The 22,459-nt window shown below is 68.3% G+C and carries 18 protein-coding genes; 10 read left to right on the top strand and 8 right to left on the bottom strand.

Translation table 11 applies throughout. The annotated features are described in order from the left end of the window. Positions 1-332: 332 nt before the first annotated feature. Positions 333-4,217, bottom strand: a complete 3,885-nt coding sequence (gene purL / locus GQ674_RS01345; protein WP_159495691.1) for a phosphoribosylformylglycinamidine synthase — start codon at positions 4,215-4,217, stop codon at positions 333-335. A 290-nt stretch (positions 4,218-4,507) separates the two neighbouring features. Between purL and GQ674_RS01340 the strand changes: the two genes are divergently transcribed. Then, positions 4,508-6,610 carry a glycosyl hydrolase family 18 protein gene (locus GQ674_RS01340; protein ID WP_159495690.1) on the top strand — a complete coding sequence of 701 codons (2,103 nt, stop codon included), beginning with the start codon at positions 4,508-4,510 and terminating at the stop codon, positions 6,608-6,610. A gap of 154 nt (positions 6,611-6,764) precedes the next feature. Here GQ674_RS01340 and GQ674_RS01335 read toward each other — a convergent pair whose 3' ends face one another. After that, positions 6,765-7,565, bottom strand: a complete 801-nt coding sequence (locus GQ674_RS01335; protein WP_159495689.1) for a thioredoxin fold domain-containing protein — start codon at positions 7,563-7,565, stop codon at positions 6,765-6,767. Positions 7,566-8,094: 529 nt separating this feature from the next. On the opposite strand from GQ674_RS01335, the gene GQ674_RS01330 reads away from it, so the two are divergent. Next, complete coding sequence (locus GQ674_RS01330) at positions 8,095-9,108, top strand: hypothetical protein (protein WP_159495688.1); 1,014 nt, start codon at positions 8,095-8,097, stop codon at positions 9,106-9,108. A 133-nt stretch (positions 9,109-9,241) separates the two neighbouring features. Continuing rightward, the gene (locus GQ674_RS01325) at positions 9,242-9,853 is read left to right on the top strand and encodes a hypothetical protein (protein ID WP_159495687.1); all 612 of its coding nucleotides are present in this window, start codon (positions 9,242-9,244) and stop codon (positions 9,851-9,853) included. A 12-nt stretch (positions 9,854-9,865) separates the two neighbouring features. Here GQ674_RS01325 and xerD read toward each other — a convergent pair whose 3' ends face one another. Continuing rightward, positions 9,866-10,843 (bottom strand): site-specific tyrosine recombinase XerD, encoded by a 978-nt coding sequence (gene xerD / locus GQ674_RS01320; RefSeq protein ID WP_159499164.1) that lies wholly within the window; start codon positions 10,841-10,843, stop codon positions 9,866-9,868. Positions 10,844-10,913: 70 nt separating this feature from the next. On the opposite strand from xerD, the gene GQ674_RS01315 reads away from it, so the two are divergent. Next, positions 10,914-11,390 carry an RDD family protein gene (locus tag GQ674_RS01315; protein WP_159495686.1) on the top strand — a complete coding sequence of 159 codons (477 nt, stop codon included), beginning with the start codon at positions 10,914-10,916 and terminating at the stop codon, positions 11,388-11,390. Positions 11,391-11,564: 174 nt separating this feature from the next. Here GQ674_RS01315 and lptG read toward each other — a convergent pair whose 3' ends face one another. Further along, the gene (gene lptG, locus GQ674_RS01310) at positions 11,565-12,671 is read right to left on the bottom strand and encodes an LPS export ABC transporter permease LptG (protein ID WP_159495685.1); all 1,107 of its coding nucleotides are present in this window, start codon (positions 12,669-12,671) and stop codon (positions 11,565-11,567) included. Next, positions 12,668-13,750 carry an LPS export ABC transporter permease LptF gene (lptF, locus tag GQ674_RS01305; RefSeq protein WP_128096916.1) on the bottom strand — a complete coding sequence of 361 codons (1,083 nt, stop codon included), beginning with the start codon at positions 13,748-13,750 and terminating at the stop codon, positions 12,668-12,670. The genes lptG and lptF overlap by 4 nt, the downstream gene beginning before the upstream one ends. 104 nt (positions 13,751-13,854) lie before the next feature. Between lptF and GQ674_RS01300 the strand changes: the two genes are divergently transcribed. The 5 genes from GQ674_RS01300 to GQ674_RS01280 all read left to right on the top strand — a co-directional run bounded on the left by GQ674_RS01300 (position 13,855) and on the right by GQ674_RS01280 (position 19,848). After that, a complete protein-coding gene (locus GQ674_RS01300; protein WP_159495684.1) occupies positions 13,855-15,333 on the top strand; it encodes a leucyl aminopeptidase in 1,479 nt (492 codons plus the stop codon). Positions 15,334-15,419: 86 nt separating this feature from the next. Beyond that, positions 15,420-15,845, top strand: a complete 426-nt coding sequence (locus GQ674_RS01295) for a DNA polymerase III subunit chi (protein ID WP_159495683.1) — start codon at positions 15,420-15,422, stop codon at positions 15,843-15,845. Positions 15,846-15,893: 48 nt separating this feature from the next. Next, on the top strand, positions 15,894-16,082 hold the full coding sequence (locus tag GQ674_RS01290; RefSeq protein ID WP_038690586.1) for a YqaE/Pmp3 family membrane protein: 189 nt from the start codon (positions 15,894-15,896) through the stop codon (positions 16,080-16,082). A 43-nt stretch (positions 16,083-16,125) separates the two neighbouring features. After that, the gene (locus GQ674_RS01285; protein ID WP_159495682.1) at positions 16,126-18,894 is read left to right on the top strand and encodes a valine--tRNA ligase; all 2,769 of its coding nucleotides are present in this window, start codon (positions 16,126-16,128) and stop codon (positions 18,892-18,894) included. A gap of 129 nt (positions 18,895-19,023) precedes the next feature. After that, positions 19,024-19,848: a DMT family transporter gene (locus tag GQ674_RS01280; RefSeq protein ID WP_159499162.1), complete on the top strand. Its 825-nt coding sequence runs from the start codon at positions 19,024-19,026 to the stop codon at positions 19,846-19,848. A gap of 207 nt (positions 19,849-20,055) precedes the next feature. Here the strand turns inward: GQ674_RS01280 and rimI are convergent, their stop codons facing one another. Genes rimI through pssA form a run of 3 tightly spaced genes read right to left on the bottom strand, consistent with a single transcriptional unit; the run spans position 20,056 to position 21,838 of the window. Further along, the gene (gene rimI / locus GQ674_RS01275; protein ID WP_159495681.1) at positions 20,056-20,553 is read right to left on the bottom strand and encodes a ribosomal protein S18-alanine N-acetyltransferase; all 498 of its coding nucleotides are present in this window, start codon (positions 20,551-20,553) and stop codon (positions 20,056-20,058) included. Further along, positions 20,550-21,062, bottom strand: coding sequence for a hypothetical protein (locus GQ674_RS01270; protein ID WP_159495680.1), 513 nt, complete (start codon positions 21,060-21,062; stop codon positions 20,550-20,552). Before GQ674_RS01270 ends, rimI begins: the two co-directional genes overlap by 4 nt. Further along, positions 21,059-21,838 carry a CDP-diacylglycerol--serine O-phosphatidyltransferase gene (gene pssA, locus GQ674_RS01265; protein ID WP_128096975.1) on the bottom strand — a complete coding sequence of 260 codons (780 nt, stop codon included), beginning with the start codon at positions 21,836-21,838 and terminating at the stop codon, positions 21,059-21,061. The genes GQ674_RS01270 and pssA overlap by 4 nt, the downstream gene beginning before the upstream one ends. Positions 21,839-21,999: 161 nt before the next feature. Here pssA and GQ674_RS01260 point away from each other — a divergent pair, with 161 nt between their 5' ends. Next, positions 22,000-22,389 carry a DUF4124 domain-containing protein gene (locus GQ674_RS01260; protein WP_159495679.1) on the top strand — a complete coding sequence of 130 codons (390 nt, stop codon included), beginning with the start codon at positions 22,000-22,002 and terminating at the stop codon, positions 22,387-22,389. Positions 22,390-22,459: the final 70 nt, after the last annotated feature.

The following is a 22,459-nucleotide window of genomic DNA, read 5'->3' as shown; positions in this document are numbered from 1 at the left end:
CTACAGACGTACAGCCGACTCGCCATCCATGCGGTTACTGCAGAACTGAACGCTTTCGAAATGAGGATGCAGTGTTAACGTACAGTTTCAGCAACGTCAAGACTTTGACGTAGAAAAACTTCCGACAGCGATCTGCGTCACAAAACCGACGCGAAACATGCTGATTTCGTTAGTTTGATGTGAGTAATCGCTATAACGCGTTTTCACGTTGTAACGCGATGTAACTCATTGCTGCCGATCATTTTCCACGCCACACAAAAGAAAACCGCCGGACGGGCCGGCGGTTTCTTCACGCGATTTTCACCACTTCAGCAACAGTGACGTGCGCAGTATCAGCCACACCATACGCGTGCGTTGCGGAACATCCGCAACCACGGCGAATCGCCCTGCCACTCGCTCGGACGCCAGCTCAGGTTGAGCGCGCGCGGCGTGCGTTCGGGGTGCGGCATCATGATGGTGACGCGACCGTCGCTGGTGGTCAGGCCTGTAATGCCGTCCGGCGAACCATTCGGGTTGAGCGGGTACTGGGTGGCCACGTTGCCATCGCCATCCACGTAACGCAGCGAGACGCGTGCGGCCGCCTGGTCCACGGCCGTGGCGAACACCGCCTGGCCTTCGCCATGCGCCACCGCGACCGGCAGGCGCGAGCCGGCCATGCCACGCAGCAGGATCGACGGCGACTCCACCACTTCCAGCAGGGCGGTGCGCGCTTCGAACTGCTCGCTGCGGTTGCGGCGGAACTGCGGCCAGTGCTCGGCACCGGGGATGATGTCCTTGAGCTGGCTCATCATCTGGCAGCCGTTGCACACGCCCAGGGCGAAGCTGTCGTCGCGCGCGAAGAACGCGGCGAAGGCATCGCGCAGTGCGCTGCGTTCCAGCACCGAGGTGGCCCAACCGCGGCCGGCCCCGAGCACGTCGCCGTAGCTGAAGCCGCCGCAGGCGACCAGCCCGGTGAAATCGGACAGCGCAACGCGCCCTTCGATCAGGTCGCTCATGTGCACGTCGAACGAAGTGAAGCCGGCACGTTCGAAGATGTTCGCCATTTCAATCTGGCCGTTGACGCCCTGCTCGCGCAGCACCGCCACGCGCGGGCGCGCGCCGGTGCTGATGAACGGCATCGCCACGTCTTCATTGATATCGAAGGTGAGCTTCGGCTTCAGGCCCGGCGCGTTGAAGTTGCGCGCGACCGCACGCTCCTGGTCGGCGTTGTCGGGGTTGTCGCGCAGCTTCTGCATGGCGTGGGTCACCGACCACCAGGCATCGAACAGCGCTTCCCAGCGCCACTCGACCAGGCTCTCGCCCTGCAGCGACACCCGCACCACCGGCGCGGTGGTCGGGCGCGCGATGCGTTGGGCGCACTCGGTCAGCGCGTGGCGCTCGACCAGGTCGGCAAACGCGGCGCGGTCTTCCTTGGCGATCTGCACCACCGCACCCAGCTCTTCATTGAAGAGGCTGCGGAACGGATCATCGCCCCAGGCATCCAGGGTGATGTCCAGACCCAGGCGCGAGGCGAACGCCATTTCGCAGAGCGCGGCGAAGGCACCGCCATCGCTGCGGTCGTGGTAAGCCAGCAGCAGGCCGGCCTGGCGCGCATCGCGGATCAGTTCAAAGAACGCGCGCAGGCGCTGCGCATCGTCCAGGTCCGGCACGGCGCCGGCAAACGCGGGCAGGTCGCTGTGGTCGGCATGCACCTGGGCCAGGATGGAGCCGCCCAGGCGCTGCTTGCCGGCGCCCAGGCCGATCAGCCACAGCTCGCTGTCGGTGTCGCGGTCCAGCAGCGGGGTGAGCTGGGCGTTGGCATCGGCCACCGGGGCGAACGCGGAGATCACCAGCGATACCGGCGACACCGACTTGTGCGCCTGGCCATCGGCGTGCCACTGCGCCTGCATCGACAGCGAGTCCTTGCCGACCGGGATGCTCAGGTCCAGCTGCGGGCACAGTTCCATGCCCACCGCGCGCACCGCGTCGTACAGCAGCGCGTCTTCGCCGTTGTGGCCGGCGGCGGCCATCCAGTTGGCCGACAGCTTCACCGTCTCCAGTGCATCCACCGGGGCGGCGCACAGGTTGGTGATCGCCTCGCCCACGGCCATGCGGGCCGACGCGGCGGCATCGAGCAGGGCCAGCGGGGTGCGCTCGCCGATGGCCATCGCTTCACCGGCCACGGTGTCGAACCCGGCCAGGGTGATGGCCACGTTGGCCAGCGGCAACTGCCACGGGCCGATCATCTGCTCGCGCGCGGTCAAGCCGCCCACACTGCGGTCGCCGATGGTGACCAGGAAGTTCTTGGACGCCACCGACGGGTGCGCCAGCACGCGCAGGCCCGCTTCATGCAGGTCCAGCCCGGCGGTCTTCAGCGCCGGCCAGCGCGGTGCGGGCGGGTGGGCGGTGTCGCGGTGCATCTTCGGCGCCTTGCCGAACAGCACGTCCATCGGCAGGTCGATCGGTGCATCGGCCGGGATGTTGTCCACGGTGGCGCCGTAGGCCACCACCAGGCGTTCCTCGGCGGTGGCCACGCCCACGGCGGCGAACGGGCAGCGTTCGCGCGCGCAGATCGCGGCGAACTCGGCCAGCCGCGCCTGCGGCACGCCCAGCACGTAGCGTTCCTGCGATTCGTTGCACCACAACTGCATCGGCGACAACGACGGGTCATCGGCGGGCACCTTGCCCAGGTCGATCACACCGCCCACGCCGGAGTCGTGCAGCAGCTCGGGAATGGCGTTGGACAGGCCGCCGGCGCCGACGTCATGGAACCAGCGGATCGGGTTGTCCAGGCCAAGCGCCACGCAGCGGTCGATCACTTCCTGGCAGCGACGCTCCATTTCCGGGTTGTCGCGCTGCACGCTGGCAAAGTCGAGGTCTTCGGCACTTTCACCGGAGGCCACCGAACTGGCGGCACCGCCGCCCAGGCCGATCAGCATGGCCGGGCCGCCCAGCACGATCACCGCATCGCCCGGCTGCAGGGTCAGCTTCTCGACCTGGTTCTGGTCGATGGCGCCCAGGCCGCCGGCGAGCATGATCGGCTTATCGTAGGCGCGGGTCAGGCCCTGCCCTTCGGGCAGCTCGAAGCTGCGGAAGTAACCCAGCAGGTTGGGGCGGCCGAACTCGTTGTTGAAGGCGGCGCCGCCCAGCGGGCCGTCCAGCATGATGTCCAGCGCCGGGGCCATGCGCGGGTTCAGCGCGCGCGGCGCCTCCCACGGCTGCGGCAGGGTCGGGATGCGCAGGTGCGAGACCGAGAAACCGGTCAGGCCGGCCTTCGGCTTGCCGCCGCGGCCGGTGGCGCCTTCGTCGCGGATTTCACCGCCGGCACCGGTCGACGCGCCCGGGAACGGGGCGATCGCGGTGGGATGGTTGTGGGTTTCCACCTTGATGCAGAACGCCGAATCGACCACCGCTTCGCTGCGGTACTGGCCACTGGCTGGATCCGGGCGGTAGCGCGATGCGGGCAGGCCAGCGACCACCGCGGCGTTGTCGCTGTAGGCGCTCAACGTGTGCTGCGGGGTCTGCTGGTGGGTGTTCTTGATCATGCGGAACAGCGACTGCGGCTGATCGGCGCCGTCGATGGTCCAGCTGGCGTTGAAGATCTTGTGGCGGCAGTGCTCGGAATTGGCCTGCGCGAACATCATCAGTTCCACGTCCGACGGCTTGCGGCCCAGTTCGCCGAAGCGCTGGCGCAGGTAGTCGATCTCGTCCTGGGCCATGGCCAGGCCGAGGCGGCGGTTGGCCGCTTCCAGGTCCTCCAGCGCGATGCGTTCCAGCTCACCCCGGGCCGGCGCGCTGAACAGCGCCTGGGCCTGGTCGGCCTGGTCCAGCACCGACTGGGTCATCGGGTCGTGCAGCGCGCGCGCCACCGCCGCCTGGGCGGCGGCATCGGCCGGCCACCCGGCCAGGTCGATGCGCAGGCCACGCTCCACCCGGCGGATCGGCTGCCCGGCGCCGCGCACCAGTTCGGTGGCCTTGCTCGACCACGGCGACAAGGTGCCCAGGCGCGGGACCACGAAGCGAGACACCGCCCCCGCTTCCTGCCCGGCCAGTGCCGGCTGCGCTTCCAGGATCCGGCTCAGGATCGCCGGGTCCGGGGCCGCATCGCCCTCGGTCTGGATGAAGTAGACATGCCAGGCACCGGTGATGCGCAGATCGGCGGCCAGGGACTGCAGGCGGGATTCAAGACGTTCGCGGCGGAACGGCGAAAGGGCGGATGCGCCCTCGAGGACCATCATGTCCGGGGAACCGTGGTTGGGAACGGGGCCCACCATTGTACCGAAGTCGGCCGCCGCGGCTTGGCGGCCCGTCGGCACGGCCGCGCCGTCTTCACGGCCGAACCTTGCGCTGGCTCACGGATTGCCGGACGAATGCATGACAACGTTGTCCTCGCCTGCCCGACCTGCCTTCCGGTCAGGCCCTCGTCCGCCCCCACTGTTGTTGCCGGCCTCTCCCCGGCGCTCGGACCTGCTGCACGCGGGCCGCCCCACCCGGCGGCCCGCGCCCATCACTAGATCGGAGTAAGACCATGCCTGACCCGATGATGCGCAGTGCGGTGACATCGATATCCCCCCAGCCGGCCGCCCGCCACAAACGCTGGCTGCTTGCCCTGGCCCTGGCGGCGGCCGCCACGCCCAGTCTGGCGCTGGCCGCCAACTGTACCGGCGCGCCGGAATGGAACGCCGCAGTGATCTACCTCTCCGGTACCACCCTGCAGAAAGGGGGCGTGCTGTACCGGGCCAACCAGGACATCTGGAATGCCCCGCCCGACCACCCGGCCGGTGCGCCCTACTACACCAACCTGGGCGCCTGCGACGGCAGCGGCAGCAACCAGCCGCCCACCGTCAGCCTGACCGCCCCCACCGCCGGGGCCAGCTTCACCGCCGGCAGCAGCATCACCGTCAGCGCCAACGCCGCCGACAGCGACGGCAGTGTCAGCAAGGTGGAGTTCTTCCGTGGCGGTACCTCGCTGGGCATCGACACCAGCGCGCCGTACAGCGTGACCTGGGCCAATGCATCGGCCGGCAGCCACACCTTCAAGGCGGTGGCCACCGACAACAACAACGCGGTTACTTCCTCGGCCACGGTCAGCGTGACCGTCACCGCCTCCAGCAACGACACCACCCCGCCCAGCGTGCCCGGCGGCCTGGCCTCACCCTCCAAAACCGCCACCACGGTCAACCTGGCCTGGAGCGCGGCCACCGACAACAGCGGCGGCAGCGGCGTGGCCGGCTACGACGTGTACCGCAACGGCAGCCTGGTCGGCTCACCCAGCGCCACCCAGTACACCGACGGCGGGCTCACCGCCAGCACGGCCTACAGCTACACCGTGCGTGCCCGCGACAACGCCGGCAATGCCTCGGCGCAGAGCGGCTCGATCAGCGTGACCACCGCGGCCGGCGGCGGGGGCGGCGGCACCAAGCGGGTGATCGGCTACTTCACCCAGTGGGGCATCTACGGGCGCAACTACCGGGTCAAGAACATCGACACCAGCGGTTCGGCGGCCAAGCTGACCCACATCAACTACGCCTTCGGCAACGTGCGCAACAACCGCTGCGAAGTGGGCGTGACCCAGGCCTCCGACCCGAACACCGGCGTCGGCGGGGATGCGTTCGCCGACTACACCAAGGCCTTCGGTGCCGGCGAGAGCGTCAGCGGCAGCGCCGACACCTGGGACCAGCCGTTGCGCGGCAATTGGAACCAGCTCAAGCAGCTCAAGGCCAAGCACCCGAACGTGAAGGTGCTGATCTCGCTGGGTGGCTGGACCTGGTCGCGCGGCTTCTCCAGCGCGGCGCAGCCGGCCAACCGCCAGGCCTTCGTGGCCTCGTGCGTGGATGCCTATATCAAGGGCAACCTGCCGGTGACCGACGGCGCCGGTGGCGTGGGCGCGGCGGCGGGCGTGTTCGACGGCATCGACATCGACTGGGAATACCCGGTGGCGTGCGGGCTGAGCTGCGGCACCCCGGCCGACAACGCCAACTACACCGCGCTGCTGGCCGAGTTCCGCCGCCAGCTGGATGCGGTGCGGCCCGGGCTGCTGCTGACGGTGGCGGTGGGCGCGGGGATCGACAAGATCCGCGTGACCGACCCGGCGGCGTACCACCCGTACCTGGACTTCATCAACGTGATGACCTACGACTTCCACGGTGCGTGGGATCCGCAGACCAACCACCACTCGGCGCTGTTCGACTCCCCGGCCGACCCGTCCACCGGCGACCAGAAGCTCTACAACAGCAACGATGCGATGGAGGCGTTCCTGAGCCGTGGCGTGCCGGCGTCCAAGTTGAACCTGGGCATCGGCTACTACGGGCGCGGCTGGACCGGCGTGGCCAGTGGCAACAACGGGCTGTACAAGAGCGCCGGCGGCGCGGCACCGGGAACGTATGAAGCCGGCATCGAAGACTGGAAGGTGCTCAAGAACCTGACCTGGCCGGTCTACACCGACACCGTCGCCAAGGCCACGTGGATCTCCAACGGCACCACCTTCTGGAGCGTGGATACCCCGGCGATGGTCACCGAGAAGATGGGCTACGTGAAGGCCCAGGGACTGGGCGGCGCGTTCTTCTGGGAGTTCAGCGGCGATGACCCGCAGGGCACCCTGACCAAGGCCATCAGTGACGGGTTGAACTGACCCGTAGAGCGGGGCTCTGCCCCGCTGATCGCCAACCACGTAGAGCGGGGCTCTGCCCCGCTGATCGATGACCGCGCAACTGCAAACGTTCAGCCGGGCAGAGCCCGGCTCTACCCACAAAAAAACGCCCCGGCACTGCCGGGGCGTTCTGGTTTCAGCGGCTGCCGCCGGCCGTGATGCGCTCCAGCGCGGCCTTCAGCTGTGCCGGCGGCACGTAGCCGCCCAGCTGGGTGCCATCGGCGGCGAAGATCGCCGGGGTACCGTTCACGCCCATCTGCTGGCCCAGCGTGTACTGCATGGCCACCGGATTGGTGCAGTTTTTCGGCGCCACCGGCTGGCCGGTCTTGGCCGCGGTGAGGGCCTGCTTGCGATCGGCCGCGCACCACACCGAAATCATGTCGGTGTAATCCTGGCTGCCCAGCCCCATGCGCGGGAACGCGAGGTATTCCACGGTGATGCCGTTGCGGTTGAGCTCGGCGATGTCCTGGTGCAGCTTGCGGCAGTACCCACACTCGATATCGGTGAACACGCTGACGGTGTACTTGGCATTGGGCGCGGCGAACACGATGCGTTCGGCCTGCGGCACCTTCGCCAGCAACTTCTGCCGGTAGGCCAGCAGGCCGGCGCTGCTGACCGGTGCCTTGTTCTGGATGTCGTACGGCTGGGACTGCATCAGGTAGCGACCGTCGTCGGACACGTACAGCACCTGCCCCCCCACCAGCACTTCACGGAAGCCCGGGAACGGCGCGGCGCCTATGTAATCCGGCGCGAACTTCGGGTCCAGCTGCTTCAGCGCGTTGCGCACGCGTTCGTCGGCACTGCCGGCGGCAGGCGCAGGCGCAGCGGCAGCCGTGGCGGGACGGGCGGCCTTGCCGGGGGCAGGCGCGGACGGTTGCTGCGCACAGGCAGTCAGGCTGAGGGCGCCGAAGAGGGTGGCAAGGGCAACACGGAGCATCGAGCGTTCCGGAAACAAGTGGGTGGTGCTGATTCTCGCACACCGCCCCGCCTCGGCCGCCCTCGCCTCACGTGTCATGCGCGGATTCTGAAAGCCGAACGAACGCAAGCATGGCACCGTCGGCGTCTTCAGGCTCTCTCTTACCGGCCCGCGCATGTTCAATCCCGCCCTTCCCCCCACTGCTCAGGTGGCATCCGTCGGCCGGATCCATCCCGCGCGTGCCGCAGGCGACGGTGCCCGGTCCCCGCAGCCGGCCTTGCTGCCACTGGCCAGCGTCGCCAACAGCGACGCGCGCCCGTCCCCTGCCGCGTATACGGGGGCCGGGCTGGTCGAGCCTGGCAGGGTGGCATCTCTGTGCGCGCAATGGGAGCTGCGACTGAACGGGTCTGTCCGCGTGCCAATTCCATCACCAACGGTCCTTTCCCCGCAGCCGCACTTGGCGCCCACGCTACCCTCGCCGGTCAAGTTCGCGCGCCATGAGGCGCCCAGAAGCGGAACAACCGCAGGCGTATTGTCACCGGTGGCCAAGATGGTCGTCCGCAGCCGGGCAGCCACACCCCCGCCCGACGCTGGCGCGCGCGCGCAGCACAGCGCCCTGACGCCACGCCGTAGTGAGCTGCATCCACAGCGTCTTCAGGCACAGCGTCCGCCACACGCTGCCGGCACCCCCTACCCCGCACTTCGAAGTGAGCTGCATCCCAAAGGCATTCTGGCGCAGACGGACCCGGCGCACCTGGACGCTGCCCACGAGGTGGCCGCGCAGCTGCATGCCGTCTACAACGGGTCACTGGAGGCAACGGCGGTGAGCGCCGTGCCTGTCATGGACGGGAGTGGGTACGACAGCGACGAATGGGCCGATGCAGACTACACGCCAGAAGAGCAGCAGTTCTTCGACGCTCGCTTCGAACGCGAAGATCGACAGATAGCCGAGTGGAACGCCGGAAGCAGCGGGCATGTCATGGACGGGAGTGGGTACGACAGCGACGAATGGGCCGATGCAGACTACACGCCAGAAGAGCAGCAGTTCTTCGACGCTCGCTTCGAACGCGAAGATCGACAGATAGCCGAGTGCAACGCCGGAAGCGGCGGGCATGTCATGGAAGGGAGTGGGTACGACAGCGACGAATGGGCCGATGCAGACTACACGCCAGAAGAGCAGCAGTTCTTCGACGCACGCTTTGAACGTGAAGATCGACAGATAGCCGAGTGGAACGCCAGACACGACGCTGGACCGGCAACAGAGGCGGCCACCGACGCCACAGGTGCCGGGCGAGGACCCGATCAAATCAACCGCGCCACGGTAACCCGCCCGGTCCTGGCGAGTCGTCTGCGCACCCACACACTCAGCGTTCTGAAGACGAGGCCGGTCGAAATCGTGGGCGCCGCCCCGCCCAGCAGGGGCGCAGGCGCGATTGGAGCGCTGATCGCGAGCGCCGCCAAGCTGTTCTCACTGCCTGTGATGGTTGATCACGCCGTCGCGAAAACGCAGGCTACCCGGATGACCCTGCCTGACGCCCCGGCCAACCGGGGATCAGACGCCTGACGGGGTGTCTGTGCATCGCGCACCCCGTCGACCGCGGATACGCAGGGAAAGATTGGCCGATGAGCGATTTCTGAAAGCACCCGTGCTGCGACGTGAAGGATGCTGACTGCCTTCTGCCTGAGTGGTAACCCGCATGAGCGCAGTTTCCTCGCTTCCCCTGCTTTTCAAGGCCCATGTACTGGGATCCACCTCGGCCAAGGTTGCATTGGCGATCGGCAACCACAGCGGCTCGCGGCTGGTGGACGCCTTCAGCGCCGTCAGGAATCGGGAGAATGCGCTGACCAAACAGTACTGGACGTGGCGGATCTCACCTTGTCAGTTTCAAATCAGTGCAGCGCGGCTCACCGAGTACCGGAATCGCTTGCTGGAGACGAACGGGCCCTGGAACAAGGGCGAGACATTTGATGGATTGCTGAGCCGGGTCAGTAACCGGCAGCCTTTCAACGCAAGCAGCAGCACCGTCGATGCGCTGCACGCAATGATGTCGCCCATGCATCGTGTTGTACGGGGCAAAGAGGCATTGGTCACCGCGTTCTGGGCGGGCGAGTTGAATGACTTCGCCACCTTCCACCGCGAAGTCGACCAGCTTGCCTCCTATCAAGCGCAACGCAGTCCTCCGGCGTGGCTGGCCTACCAGCCGATCCTGAATCTGCTGGCAATGCACACGCCTGCCGACAGCAGCTTCAACGTCCAGGCCAGGGTGCTCAAAACGTTCACCGAGAAGTTGCGGGGTATGTCGCAGTAACGCACGGCGGCATTACCCGCGCGGATGGTGCCTGGCGTGCAGCTTCTGCAGGTGCTCACGCGCCACCAGCGTGTAGATCTGGGTGGTGGACAGCGAGCTGTGGCCCAGCAGCATCTGCAGCGCCCGCAGGTCCGCGCCGTGGTTGAGCAGGTGGGTGGCGAAGCTGTGGCGCAGCCCGTGCGGACTGATCCGCACCGGATCGATCCCGGCCAGCGCCGCGTACTTCTTCACCAGCACCCAGAACTGCTGGCGGCTGAGCGGGTGCAGCGATGGTTCCAGGAACATCGGCACCGAGCCGTCGGCCCCGGCCGGCACCGCGCGCTTGCCGGCCAGCAGCGGCCGCGACTGCGCGAGGTAGCGTTCCAGCCAATGCTGGGACTCCTCGCCCAACGGCACCAGCCGTTCCTTGCTGCCCTTGCCGGTCACCCGCAGCACGCCCTGGCGCAGGTTGACCGCATTGGCCGGCAGCTGCACCAGCTCGCTCACGCGCAGGCCGGCGGCGTACATCAGCTCCAGCATCGCCCGGTCGCGCAGGCCGATCGGCGTGTCGATGTCCGGCGCATCCAGCAGTGCCTCGATCTGGCTTTCGGCCAGCGCCTTGGGCAGCAGCCGAGGCAATCGCGGCGGATCCAGCAGCACGCTGGGGTCCTCGCTGCGCTGCCCGCGGCGCAGGGCATCGGCGAAGAACGCGCGCAGCGCCGACAGCAGGCGCGCGTTGCTGCGCGGCGACCAGCCGTGCCGTGCGCGCCAGGCCAGATAGTCGAACAGGCCGGCCCGGTCGATCGCCGCCAACCCGCCGGCGGCGCCATCGCGCCAGCGCGCCACGCCCTCCAGGTCGCGTCGATAGCTGTCCAGGCTGGCCTGCGCCAGGCCCTGCTCGGCCCAGATCGCATCGAGGAAGCGCTGGATCAGCGCGTTGTCGTCGTCGCGCAGGGGCGGCAGGTGCTGCACCAGCTGGCGGCGCAGTGCGGGTGTGGAGGTTTCGGACATGCGGTCAGCATACGGAGCCGGACGCAGCCCGGCCATCGAACCGGCGCCCTGGCGCAGGTATGCTCGGCCCATGGCCACCACCACCGCTCCCGCTGCCGCCACCGATCGCCCCGCCAGTCTGCTGCTGTGGCGCCTGCTGGCGCTGCTGTACGACCTGTTCCCCGCGCTGGCGTTGTGGATGCTGGCCGGCACACTGTTCACCGTGGGCTACACCCTCTCCGGCCACGCCGAGCGCGACAACATCGCCCCTTTCAGCGCGCTGCAGTGGCTGCTGTGGCTGTGCTGCTGGATCATCACCGGCCTGTACGCCACGCTCAGCTGGCGCCGTGGCGGCCAGACGCTGGGCATGCGCCCGTGGCGCCTGCAGGTCGTCACGGCCGACGGCGCCGCCCCCAGCCGCCGGCAGCTGTGGCTGCGCTACGCGGTCGGCACCGTCTCGGTGCTACTCGGTGGGCTCGGCCTGTGGTGGTCGCTGGTCGACCGCCAGCGCCTGACCTGGCACGACCGCGCCAGCGGCACGCGCATGCGACGCCTGCCGAAGCGTTGAACCGGTAGCGCCGGCCGCTGCCCGGCTCCCGATACCGCCTGACATGTTCCGTGGAGCCGGCCAGCGGCCGGCTGGGGCGGCACCCTTCTGGCCGCACCCGAATCACCTTCCAGAGCGGGCCAGACAGCCACCCTCAGGTAGCCCAGAAAAGCGAGCCCCCACAACGCCGCCGCGTTACCCCGACTTGCGCCGGAACAGCATCCCCGACACCGCCAGCATCACGATCGGCGGCAGTGCGTAGGCAATGCGGTAATCGAACTTCAACGCACCGGCCATCCGCCCGAAGAACAACTGCAGCAGCCAGAAGCCCAGCGCGAACAGGATGCCCAGGAACAGCCGCTTGCCCATTCCGCCGCTGCGCAGCGAACCGAACGCAAACGGCACCGCCGCCAGGCACAACGCCAGCACGTTCACCGGGTAGAACCACCGGCTCCAGTAGATATCCTCGTAATCGCGCGCATCCAGCCCATTGCGCTTGCGGTACTCGATACTCGTGCGCAGGTCCGACGCGCGCAGATTGCGCGGCTTGGAGATGCCGCTGGCCAGCGCCGCCGCATCCAGCTTCGAATTCCACGGTTCCGATTCCACCGTCTCACGCGTCGCCGAGCGCTCCCCGAACGTATCCCGGCGCACCTTGTTCAACACCCAGCCCGTATCGCCGTGCTCGGCCGTGCCCGCGTAGGTCAACGACGCCAGCTTGCCGTCGTCGCCGATCTTGTACAGCCGCACATCGCGCAGCACCAGCTTGGTCCCACCGCCCGGCAGCAGCTGCTCGTCGCCCGCGCCCGCGTTGAGGAACGTATCGCCCTCGCGTGCCCACACGCCCGAATAGCGGGCCACCGCCATGTCGTTGCCCCACTTGGCGCTCATCCGGATGTCGTCGGCCCGGCTCTGCGCCCACGGCGCCAGCGTCTCGCCGGTCAACACCATCACCGCCGTCAGCAGCGACAGCGCGATCGCCACCGACGCGCTCAGGCGCTTGCGTGACAGGCCCAGCGCGCGCAGCGCGGTCAGCTCGGAGGTGGCCGCCAGCTGCCCCAGCCCCATCAGCGAACCGATCACCGCCGCCGTCGGGAAGAACGTGTAGGCCCGGCGCGGCACCGTGTACAGCACCCACGCGGCCGCATGGCCGATTGTGTAACCGCCCTTGCCCACGTCCTTGAATTCACCGGAGAAGGCCATCACCACGTCCAGGCCCAGCAGCACCGCCCAGGTCAGCAGCACCGTGCCGAAGACCGACCGGCCGAGATAGAGATCAAACCGCATCGGGCGAAACTTCATGCGGTCCTCCGCGGGCGCGACAGCTTGCCGTCACGCAGGTACATCCAGATCGCCAGCGCCAGCAGCGGCAGGCTCAGCCACCACAGACCGACACTGCCGGACAATTTGCCATCGGCGATCCAGCGCGTGCCGATGAACATCAGGTTCATGCCCACCAGGTAGGCCAGGAACGCCAGCATCATGCGCCCGTAGCGCTGCTGGCGCGGTGAACTGCGCGCCAGCGGCAGCGTCATCAGCGCGAACGCCAGCGCGATCAGCGGCGGGGTGATGCGCGAATGCAGCTGCGCCTGCGCCGCCGGCCGCGCGTCGCCCAGCAGCTGGGTGGTCGGCAGCAGTTCGGGGTCGTCCTTCTGGCGGGTATCGGCGCCGTCGGGCATGGCCACGTCGTTGCGCGCGAAGGTCATCAGCTTGTAGTCCAGCGCACCGTTGGCCGGCCCTTCCACCTGGTGGCCGTCGTCCAGCTCCAGGTAGCGCTGGCGCTCGCCCTCGAAGAACATGCGGCCGTGGTCGGCCGACACCACCTCGATACGGTCGTCCTTCTGCCGCTGCAGGAACACCTTGCCCAGCCGGGTGCCGTCCGGCGACAGCGAGGACAGGTAGACCACCCCGCCGTTGTTGGGCAGATTGGTGAACTTGCCCGACTCCAGCCCGGCCATGGCCACGCTGCGGTTGGCTTCCACGATCATGGTCTCGCTGGTGCGATCGGCCCAGGGGCCCAGCCACAGCGAGCACAGGGCGATCAGGCCCACCACCGGCACCACCAGCATCAGCACCGGGCGCAGCAGCCGTTTGGGCCCCACCCCGATGGCGGTCAGCACCGCCATTTCCGAGTCCCGGTAGAGCCGGGCGGTGGCCAGCAGCAGGCCCAGCATCAACGCCAACGGCAGGATCAGCGGCATGTAGACGATGAACTGCAGGCCCAGCTGCGAGAACAGCAGGCGGGCCGGTACGCGGCCGTCGGCGATATTGCCGAGGATGTCCACCAGGACACCACCGACGCTTACCACCAGCAGCACGATCAAAGTGGCCAGGAAACTCTGGACGAAATCACGCAGGAGATAGCGATCGAGCTTCGACATGGGGCGGTGGTTTAAACTCTCGGATTCGTTCGCGGTGCTGCCCAGTCTACTGACGGGACGTAAACAGCTCGCGATTGTACGGATTTGCCAACGGAATCTGATCAATGGCCCTGGAATTCACCCTGAACCACGCAACGCCGGCCTCGGCCGCGTTCGATTGCGTCATCGTCGGCGCCTACGCCGACCAGACCCTGAGCCCGGCGGCACAGGCCCTTGACACCGCTTCCGGCGGTCGCCTGACGGCCCTGGTGGCCCGCGGCGACGTGGGCGGCAAGACCGGCAACACCACGCTGCTGCACGACCTGCCGGGCGTCACCGCCCCGCGCGTGCTGGTGGTGGGGCTGGGTGAACCGGCCAAATTCGGCGTGCCGCAGTACCTCAAGGCCGTGGGCGATGCCAGCCGCGCCCTGAAGAGCGGGGTCAACCACCACGCGCTGTTCACCCTGACCGAACTGGAGGTCAAGGGCCGCGATGCCGCCTGGAACATCCGCCAGGCCATCATCACCGCCGACCACGCCGCCTACCGCTACAGCGCCACCCTGGGCAAGAAGAAGGCCGAAGAGCCCGGCCTGACCCAGCTGGCCATCGCCGGTACCGACGCCCAGGCCCTGGCCCAGGGCCAGGCCATCGCCGCCGGCGTGCAGTACGCCCGCGAGCTCGGCAACCTGCCACCGAACCTGTGCACCCCGGCCTACCTGGCCGAGTCCTCGGTCGCCTTCGCCCAGGCCCACGCCGGTGCCGAGGCGGAGATCCTGGACGAGCACCAGATGGAAGCGCTTGGCATGGGCTCGCTGCTGGCCGTGGCCCGCGGCTCGGCCAACCGCCCGCGCCTGGTGGTACTGAAGTGGAGCAACGGCGGCGACGCCAAGCCGTACGTGCTGGTCGGCAAGGGCATCACTTTCGACACCGGTGGCGTCAACCTGAAGACCCAGGGCGGCATCGAAGAGATGAAGTACGACATGTGCGGTGGCGCCAACGTCATCGGCACCTTCGTCGCGGCGGTCACCGCCCGGCTGCCGTTGAACCTGGTGGTGGTGGTGCCGGCGGTGGAAAACGCCATCGACGGCAATGCCTACCGTCCGTCGGACGTGATCACCTCGATGTCGGGCAAGACCATCGAAGTGGGCAACACCGACGCCGAAGGCCGCCTGATCCTGTGCGACGCCCTTACCTACGCGCAGCGCTTCGAGCCGGCTGCGCTGGTCGACGTGGCCACCCTCACCGGTGCCTGCATGGTCGCGCTGGGCCACCAGACCGCCGGCCTGATGACCAAGCACGACGACCTGGCCAATGAACTGCTGGCCGCCGGCGAACACGTGTTCGACCGCGCCTGGCGCCTGCCGCTGTGGGACGAGTACCAGCCGATGCTGGATTCCAGCTTTGCCGACGTCTACAACATCGGCGGCCGCTGGGCCGGCGCGATCACCGCCGGCTGCTTCCTGTCGCGCTTCGCCGAAGGCCAGCGCTGGGCCCACCTGGACATCGCCGGCGTGGCCAGCGACGAAGGCAAGCGCGGCATGGCCACCGGTCGTCCGGTTGGCCTGCTCAGCCAGTGGCTGCTGGACCAGGTTGCCCGCGCCTGATGCCCCGCCCGATCGGGGTGGCCTGAGCGCCGCCCCGGTCCCGCCCGGCCTGCTGCCGGGCCTTCCCTTTCGCTCCTGGCCTGCCCATGTCCCGTGCTGATTTCTACCTGATCGCCAAGCCCCGCTTCCTGACCGAGCCGCTGCGCCTGGTCTGCGAGCTGGCCCGCAAGGCCAACGACGCCGGGCTGTTCACCCTGGTACTGGCACGCGACCAGGCCCAGGCCGAGGAGCTGGACGAGCTGCTGTGGGCATTCGACGCCGAGGCCTATATCCCGCACCAGATCGCCGGTGAGGACATGGACGAGGAAGAGGCGCTGGTGCTGATCTCCGTGCCCGGCACGCCGGCCCCGGCGCGTCCGCTGGTGATCAACCTGCGCGACGACCCGTACCTGGCCGAGTGCGACCGGGTGCTGGAAGTGGTGCCGGCCGACCCCGAAGCGCGCGAACCGCTGCGCGAGCGCTGGCGCCAGTACAAGGCGCTGGGCTTTGACCTGAACAAGTACGACATGTAACCCGCGCGGCCGCCGCCGCGGCGCCGCCACCGAACCCGGAGACCCTTGATGCGCCTGTTGATCGCCCTGATCTTTCCCTGGTTCGCCTTCTTCACCATTGGCCGCCCGTTCGCAGGCATTCTCTGCCTGATCCTGCAGATCACGCTCATTGGCTGGCTCCCGGCCGCGATCTGGGCCGCCTACGCGGTTTCGCAGTTCCATACCGACCAGAAGATCCAGCGCGCCCTCGGGCGCTGATGTTCCGGCACCCCCACCTCCCGTCTTCGATCCTGGTTCCCGCATGACCCAACTCGCCTCCAGCTACGACCCCAAAACCTTCGAAACCGCACTCTACGACGCGTGGGAGAAGGCCGGCCATTTCAAGCCGTCCGGCAAGGGCGAGCCGTACACTGTGCTGCTGCCGCCGCCGAACGTGACCGGCACGCTGCACATGGGCCATGCCTTCCAGCAGACCCTGATGGACGCGCTGGTGCGCTACCACCGCATGCGCGGCTACGACACGCTGTGGCAGGTGGGTACCGACCACGCCGGCATCGCCACCGAGATGGTGGTCAGCCGCAACCTGGCGCTGGAAGGCAAGGGCGAGACCCGCGATTCGCTGGGCCGCGAGGGCTTCATCGAGAAGGTGTGGGAATGGAAGGCGCAGTCCGGTGACACCATCGAGCGCCAGATGCGCCGCCTGGGCACCTCCAGCGACTGGTCGCGCAGCACCTTCACAATGGACCCGCAGCCCTCCGAGGCGGTGGTGGAAGCCTTCGTGCGCTGGCACGAACAGGGCCTGATCTACCGCGGCCAGCGCCTGGTCAACTGGGACCCGGTGCTGAAGACCGCCATTTCCGACCTGGAAGTGGAGAGCGTGGAAGAAGACGGCTTCCTGTGGTCGATCAGCTACCCGCTGGCCGATGGCAGCGGCACGCTGACCGTGGCCACCACCCGGCCGGAAACCATGCTGGGCGACACCGCGGTGATGGTGCACCCCGAAGATGAACGCTACGCGCACCTGATCGGCAAGATGGTCAAGCTGCCGCTGACCGACCGCGAAATCCCGGTGATCGCCGATGACTACGTGGACCGCGAGTTCGGTACCGGCGTGGTCAAGGTCACCCCCGCGCACGACTTCAACGATTACCAGGTGGGCGTGCGCCACAACCTGCCGATGGTCAACCTGTTCACCCCGGTGGCCGCGATCAACGACAACGCCCCGGAGAAATACCGCGGACTGGACCGTTACCAAGCGCGCAAGGTGATCCTGGCCGAGCTGGAAGACCTGGGCATCCTGGTCGAAACCAAGCCGCACAAACTGCAGGTGCCGCGCGGCGACCGCACCCAGCAGGTGATCGAGCCCTACCTCACCGACCAGTGGTTCGTGAAGATGGACGTGCTGGCCAAGCGCGGCCTGGAACTGGTGGAGAACGGCAGCATCCAGTTCGTCCCGGCCAACTGGATCAACACCTACCGCCACTGGATGGAAAACATCCAGGACTGGTGCATCAGCCGCCAGCTGTGGTGGGGCCACCGCATCCCGGCATGGTTCGACGACGCGGGCACCTGTTACGTCGGCCGCGACGAGGCCGATGCGCGCGCGCGCAACAACCTCGGCGCCGACGTCGCCCTGCACCAGGACAGCGACGTGCTGGAAACCTGGTTCTCCTCGCAGCTGTGGCCGTTCTCCACGCTGGGCTGGCCGAACGAACAGGCGATGGCCGAGCGCGGGTTCGAGCGCTACCTGCCGTCGGCGGTGCTGGTCACCGGCTTTGACATCATCTTCTTCTGGGTGGCCCGCATGATCATGGCCACCGACAGCTTCACCGGGAAGATTCCGTTCAAGGACATCTACATGACCGGCCTGATCCGCGACGCGCAGGGTCAGAAGATGTCCAAGTCCAAGGGCAACGTGCTCGACCCGCTGGACATCATCGACGGCATCTCGCTGGAAGACCTGGTTGCCAAGCGCACCACCGGGCTGATGAAGCCCAAGGATGCGCCGAAGATCGAGAAGGCCACGCGCAAGGAATTCCCCGACGGCATCATTGCCCACGGTGCCGACGCGCTGCGCTTCACCATCGCCGCGCTGGCCACGCACGGCCGCGACATCAAGTTCGACATGAGCCGCGCCGAGGGCTACAAGAACTTCTGCAACAAGCTGTGGAACGCCAGCCGCTTCACCCTCATGAACACCGAGGGCAGCAGCGTCACCGGCGTGCCGCAGCCGCGCACCGATGCCGAGCGCTGGATCCTGGCGCGCCTGGCGGCGGTGTCGGCCGAGGCACAGACCCACTACGCCAACTACCGGTTCGACCTGCTGGCGCAGTGCCTGTACGAGTTTGCGTGGAACGAGTTCTGCGACTGGTTCCTGGAACTGACCAAGCCGGCGCTCAACGGTGACAACGCCGACGACGCGGCCAGCACCCGCCACACCCTGCTGTACGTGCTGGAAGCGCTGCTGCGCCTGCTGCACCCGCTGATCCCGTTTGTCACCGAGCAGCTGTGGCGCCAGGTGGCCCCGCGCCTGGGCCTGGTCGAAGAGACCCTGTCGCTGCGTCCGTACCCGACGGCGGAAGAATTCGCGGGCGATTTCGCCCGTGCCGAAGCCGACGTGGAATGGCTCAAGGGCATGGTCAACGCGCTGCGCCGCGTGCGCAGCGAATTGAACGTGCCGCCGGCCAAGCAGGTCACGTTGCTGCTGCAGGGTGGCACCGCCGACGACCGCACCCGCGTGGCGCGCTTCACTGCCTCGCTGTCGTTCCTGCTGAAGCTGGCGCGCATCGACTGGCTGGCCGACGCGGCCGATACCCCGCCGTCGGCGGCCGCCATCGTCGGTGAGCTGAAGCTGCTGGTGCCGTTGGAAGGCCTGGTCGACCTGGGTGCCGAGCGCGCCCGCCTGGACAAGGAAATTGCCCGGGTGGAGTCGGAGAAGGAGAAGAGCCAGACCAAGCTGGCCAAGTTCACCGACAAGGTGCCGGCTGCGGTGGTCGAGCAGGAGCGCGTGCGCCTGGTGGAGTGGACCGCGCAGCTGGCGGGTCTGGTCGAACAACGCGCGAAGTTGTAACGCTTCGGTGTCTGCTGGAGGTACCGACCAACGGTCGGTACCTAACGCGTGGTGCGTGCAGCCACCCATGGGGTGGCTCTACCACGGCATGATGGGTGTTCGTCCATGGAAGGCTTGCCTGCCGACACGATGTCCCTCTCCATTTTCTGTACCGTGCTGTTCGCCGCCCTGCTGCATGCCAGCTGGAATGCGATCGTCAAACGCGGCAGCGATACGCTGCTGACCACGATTCTGGTCACCGGCTCGGCGGCGCTGATCGCGGCCGTCGTGCTGCCGTTCGTCCCCGCGCCATCGCCACGCAGCTGGCCATGGCTGGCCGCCTCCACGGTCTTGCAGGTCCTCTACTACGTCCTGGTCGCGCGCACTTACCGGGTGACCGACATGAGCGCGTCCTACCCGCTGATGCGCGGCTGCGCACCGATCCTGGTGGCACTGGTGGGCGCGCTGTTCCTGGGCGAACGCCTGCCTGCGGTTGCGTGGGGCGGTATCGCGCTGATCTGTGCCGGCATCCTGTGCATGGCACGCGGCGGCGCACGCCAGCACCTGTGGCTGCCGTTGCTCAATGCCGGGGTGATTGCCACCTACACGCTGGTCGATGCGTGGGGCGCGCGCCAGTCCGGCGCGGCGCTCAGCTACACGCTGTGGCTGTTTCTGTTGTCCGGGTTGCCGCTGCCGGTGTGGGCGCTGTGCGCGCGCGCGCCCCGGCTGTGGGCCTATGCCCGCGGCAACTGGGGCTTCGGCGTGGTCGGCGGGATCGGCACGCTGACCTCGTATGGGCTGGCGCTGTGGGCCATGACTGTCGCGCCGGTGGCGATGATCTCGGCGCTGCGCGAAACCTCGATCCTGTTCGGTATCCTGATCTCGGCGTTGGTCCTGCACGAGCGGGTGACGCGGGTGCGCTGGATCGCGGCGGGGTTGATCGTTGCGGGCGCGGCGGTGTTGCGGGTGGCGTGAGGGGGGCGCCGGGCGTGCGTGGCCCCGGTCCGGCGTTGCGTGCAGCCGATCAACGGTCGGCTCTACCTTCGGACGATGCGGGCAGCCGACCAACGGTCGGCTCTACCTTCGGACGATGCGGGCAGCCGACCAACGGTCGGCTCTACGACGGTCGGTAGAGCCGACCGTTGGTCGGCTGCCTTGCGCCGTTATGGTCGGGTCGCGCCGTTACAGCGGCGGCATGCTCTGAATGTCGTCGTCCACCAGCTCCATCGCCATCACCAGGGCGTCCTCGCGGCCCTCGCGGGCCGGATAGTAGCGCGGGCGGCGGCCGATCTCGTTGAAGCCTTCGCTGTGGTACAGCGCCAACGCCGGCGTGTTGGACGGGCGCACTTCCAGGAAGACGCGCTGGGCGCCGTGGTCGCGTGCCAGCTGGACCAGCGCGCGGAACAGAAACCGGCCCAGGCCGCGCGACTGGCTCTGGGGATCCACGCAGACATTCAATACGTGGGCTTCGTCGGCGGCGATGCTGAGCACGCCGTAGCCCACCAGCACGCCGTCATCCTCCAGCGCCAGCGCCGGATACCCCGCACGCAGGCAGTCCACGAAAATGCCGCGCGTCCACGGGAAGGGGTAACCGCGCAGTTCGATCGGCATCAGGGCGTCGATATCGCTTTCACGCAGCGCGCGCAACGCCATCGGGCGGGGCGAACTGACCGCGCTCACGGCCGGCCCCGCTTGCGCAGGGCCCGCAGGTGCGGCCACAGCGCACGCTTGGCGGCGGCATTGCCGCGCAGGTCGTCCAGGTTCCAGCCGGCCATCAACGCCTGCGTCTCCGGCTCGGCGGGATTGCAGCCGGACGCGCGCAGCAAGGCGATCTGCAGGCGGTCAGGCATGCGCACTGCCGGGCGGCGGCCGCTACCGCTGGCGCGTTCGCGCGGCGCTGCCGGGGTATCGCCGGCGGTGCTGCTGCCAGCGGCCGGTGGTGCATCGATGCTGGTCGGTGCGCTGCGCCGCGGCCGTGGCGCGGCATGCGCAGGGGCGTCCCCTGTCGATGCGGGCGCTGGCTGCGCTGCGGCACGCTCGGCCGGCGCGGCACTGGCGGCAACGCTCAGCGTGATCGGTGCGGCGGCGACCTCCTCGATCTGCCCGTCCACGAACACGGTGTAGCCCATCGCCTGCAGCCACGACTGCTGCGCCGGGGACCACAGCGGCGGCAGGCCGGACGCGCTCACGCGCGGGGCTCGGCCGTCTTGCGGGCGCGCTGCCACAACCAGCAGCACGGCCCGGACAGGGCGTACACGATGCCGACGGCAAACAGCACCCGCGGCAGGTCGATGACCATGATGGCGATGGCAATGGGCACCAGCGCCAGGGCCAGGAACGGCACGCGGTCAGCGCGCGGGCCGCGTTCGCCGCTGCCCTTGAAGCTCCAGAAGCGGATCCGGCTGACCATCAGCAATGCCGCCACCAGGGTCACGCCCAGCGAGACATACCGCAGCTGGTTGCCGTCCCAGCCGAGGTTGCCATCGGCGAAGGCCCAGACGAAGGACATCATCAGGCCGGCGGCGGCCGGGCTGGCCAGGCCGACGAACCAGCGCTTGTCGACCACGGTGACCTGGGTGTTGAAGCGGGCCAGCCGCAGCGCGGCGCAGGCCGCATACAGGAATGCCACTGCCCAGCCGACCCGGCCCCAGACCGGGTCGTCGAATTTCAGCCACGACAGCGACCAGTGGTACATCACCAGCGCCGGGGCCATGCCGAAGCTGACCAGGTCGGCCAGCGAGTCGTACTGCACGCCGAATTCACTGCTGGTCCCGGTCAACCGGGCCACGCGGCCGTCCAGGCCGTCCATGACCGCGGCCACGAACACGGCGATGGCCGCGTTGACGAAGTCGCCATTGGCCGCGGCGATGATCGCGTAGAAGCCGGCGAACAGGCCTGCGGTGGTGAACAGGTTGGGCAGCAGGTAGATGCTGCGGGAGCGCGGCGGGGGTTTCATCTGATCCATACCGGCCAGTTTAGTGGGTGTGGTGGCCTTTGGGGCAGCCCGGTCGCCACGGGGCCGTGGCGACCGTTGCCGGTACCCACCGGCCCGCCGGTCGCCGGCGGCTTGCCAGCACCGGGCCGGGGTGCTGCAATCGGCGCCTTGCCCTGATGCCCGGAGTTGCCATGCGTGCCCTGCCCTCGCTGTGCTGCCTGCTGCTGCTCGCCAGCGCCTCGGCCCACGCCGGTACCGTCTACAAGTGGAAGGACGCCAATGGCGTCACCCAGTATTCGGAAAAAGCCCCGACCGGCCAGAAATACGAAGCACGCAAAGTGGAGACTGCCGCGCCGGCCACCCGGCCAGCCGCCACGGCCGCCGCCGCCCCGGCAGAGTCCAGCGCGTGCACCACCGCACGCGGCAACCTCACCCTGCTCAATGGCCAGGGTGTGGTGATGCAGGACACCGATGGCGACGGCAAGGCCGACACCGCCTTGACCGATCCGCAGCGCGCGGCCCAGAAGACCTTGGCCGAGGCCGCGATCCAGGCCTATTGCAAGCCGGCCACCGGCACCTGACGGCCGGGCCGGTTGCCGCCGGCAGCCGACCGTTGCACCCGCCGCCAGGGCCGTGATGGGCAGGGCGGCG

The organism is Stenotrophomonas sp. 364 (assembly GCF_009832905.1).
In the GTDB taxonomy this organism is placed as follows: Bacteria; Pseudomonadota; Gammaproteobacteria; order Xanthomonadales; family Xanthomonadaceae; genus Stenotrophomonas; species Stenotrophomonas maltophilia_AP.
Note: the sequence above shows the minus strand (reverse complement) of the source record. Positions and strands in the feature narration are given on the sequence as shown.

Bases quoted from the DNA above. Each gene is read 5' to 3' on its own strand.
- purL (WP_159495691.1), bottom strand. From the start codon at position 4,217: ATGATGGTCCTCGAGGGCGCATCCGCCCTTTCGCCGTTCCGCCGCGAA.
- GQ674_RS01340 (WP_159495690.1), top strand. From the start codon at position 4,508: ATGCCTGACCCGATGATGCGCAGTGCGGTGACATCGATATCCCCCCAG.
- GQ674_RS01335 (WP_159495689.1), bottom strand. From the start codon at position 7,565: ATGCTCCGTGTTGCCCTTGCCACCCTCTTCGGCGCCCTCAGCCTGACT.
- GQ674_RS01330 (WP_159495688.1), top strand. From the start codon at position 8,095: ATGGTCGTCCGCAGCCGGGCAGCCACACCCCCGCCCGACGCTGGCGCG.
- GQ674_RS01325 (WP_159495687.1), top strand. From the start codon at position 9,242: ATGAGCGCAGTTTCCTCGCTTCCCCTGCTTTTCAAGGCCCATGTACTG.
- xerD (WP_159499164.1), bottom strand. From the start codon at position 10,843: ATGTCCGAAACCTCCACACCCGCACTGCGCCGCCAGCTGGTGCAGCAC.
- GQ674_RS01315 (WP_159495686.1), top strand. From the start codon at position 10,914: ATGGCCACCACCACCGCTCCCGCTGCCGCCACCGATCGCCCCGCCAGT.
- lptG (WP_159495685.1), bottom strand. From the start codon at position 12,671: ATGAAGTTTCGCCCGATGCGGTTTGATCTCTATCTCGGCCGGTCGGTC.
- lptF (WP_128096916.1), bottom strand. From the start codon at position 13,750: ATGTCGAAGCTCGATCGCTATCTCCTGCGTGATTTCGTCCAGAGTTTC.
- GQ674_RS01300 (WP_159495684.1), top strand. From the start codon at position 13,855: ATGGCCCTGGAATTCACCCTGAACCACGCAACGCCGGCCTCGGCCGCG.
- GQ674_RS01295 (WP_159495683.1), top strand. From the start codon at position 15,420: ATGTCCCGTGCTGATTTCTACCTGATCGCCAAGCCCCGCTTCCTGACC.
- GQ674_RS01290 (WP_038690586.1), top strand. From the start codon at position 15,894: ATGCGCCTGTTGATCGCCCTGATCTTTCCCTGGTTCGCCTTCTTCACC.
- GQ674_RS01285 (WP_159495682.1), top strand. From the start codon at position 16,126: ATGACCCAACTCGCCTCCAGCTACGACCCCAAAACCTTCGAAACCGCA.
- GQ674_RS01280 (WP_159499162.1), top strand. From the start codon at position 19,024: ATGTCCCTCTCCATTTTCTGTACCGTGCTGTTCGCCGCCCTGCTGCAT.
- pssA (WP_128096975.1), bottom strand. From the start codon at position 21,838: ATGGATCAGATGAAACCCCCGCCGCGCTCCCGCAGCATCTACCTGCTG.
- GQ674_RS01260 (WP_159495679.1), top strand. From the start codon at position 22,000: ATGCGTGCCCTGCCCTCGCTGTGCTGCCTGCTGCTGCTCGCCAGCGCC.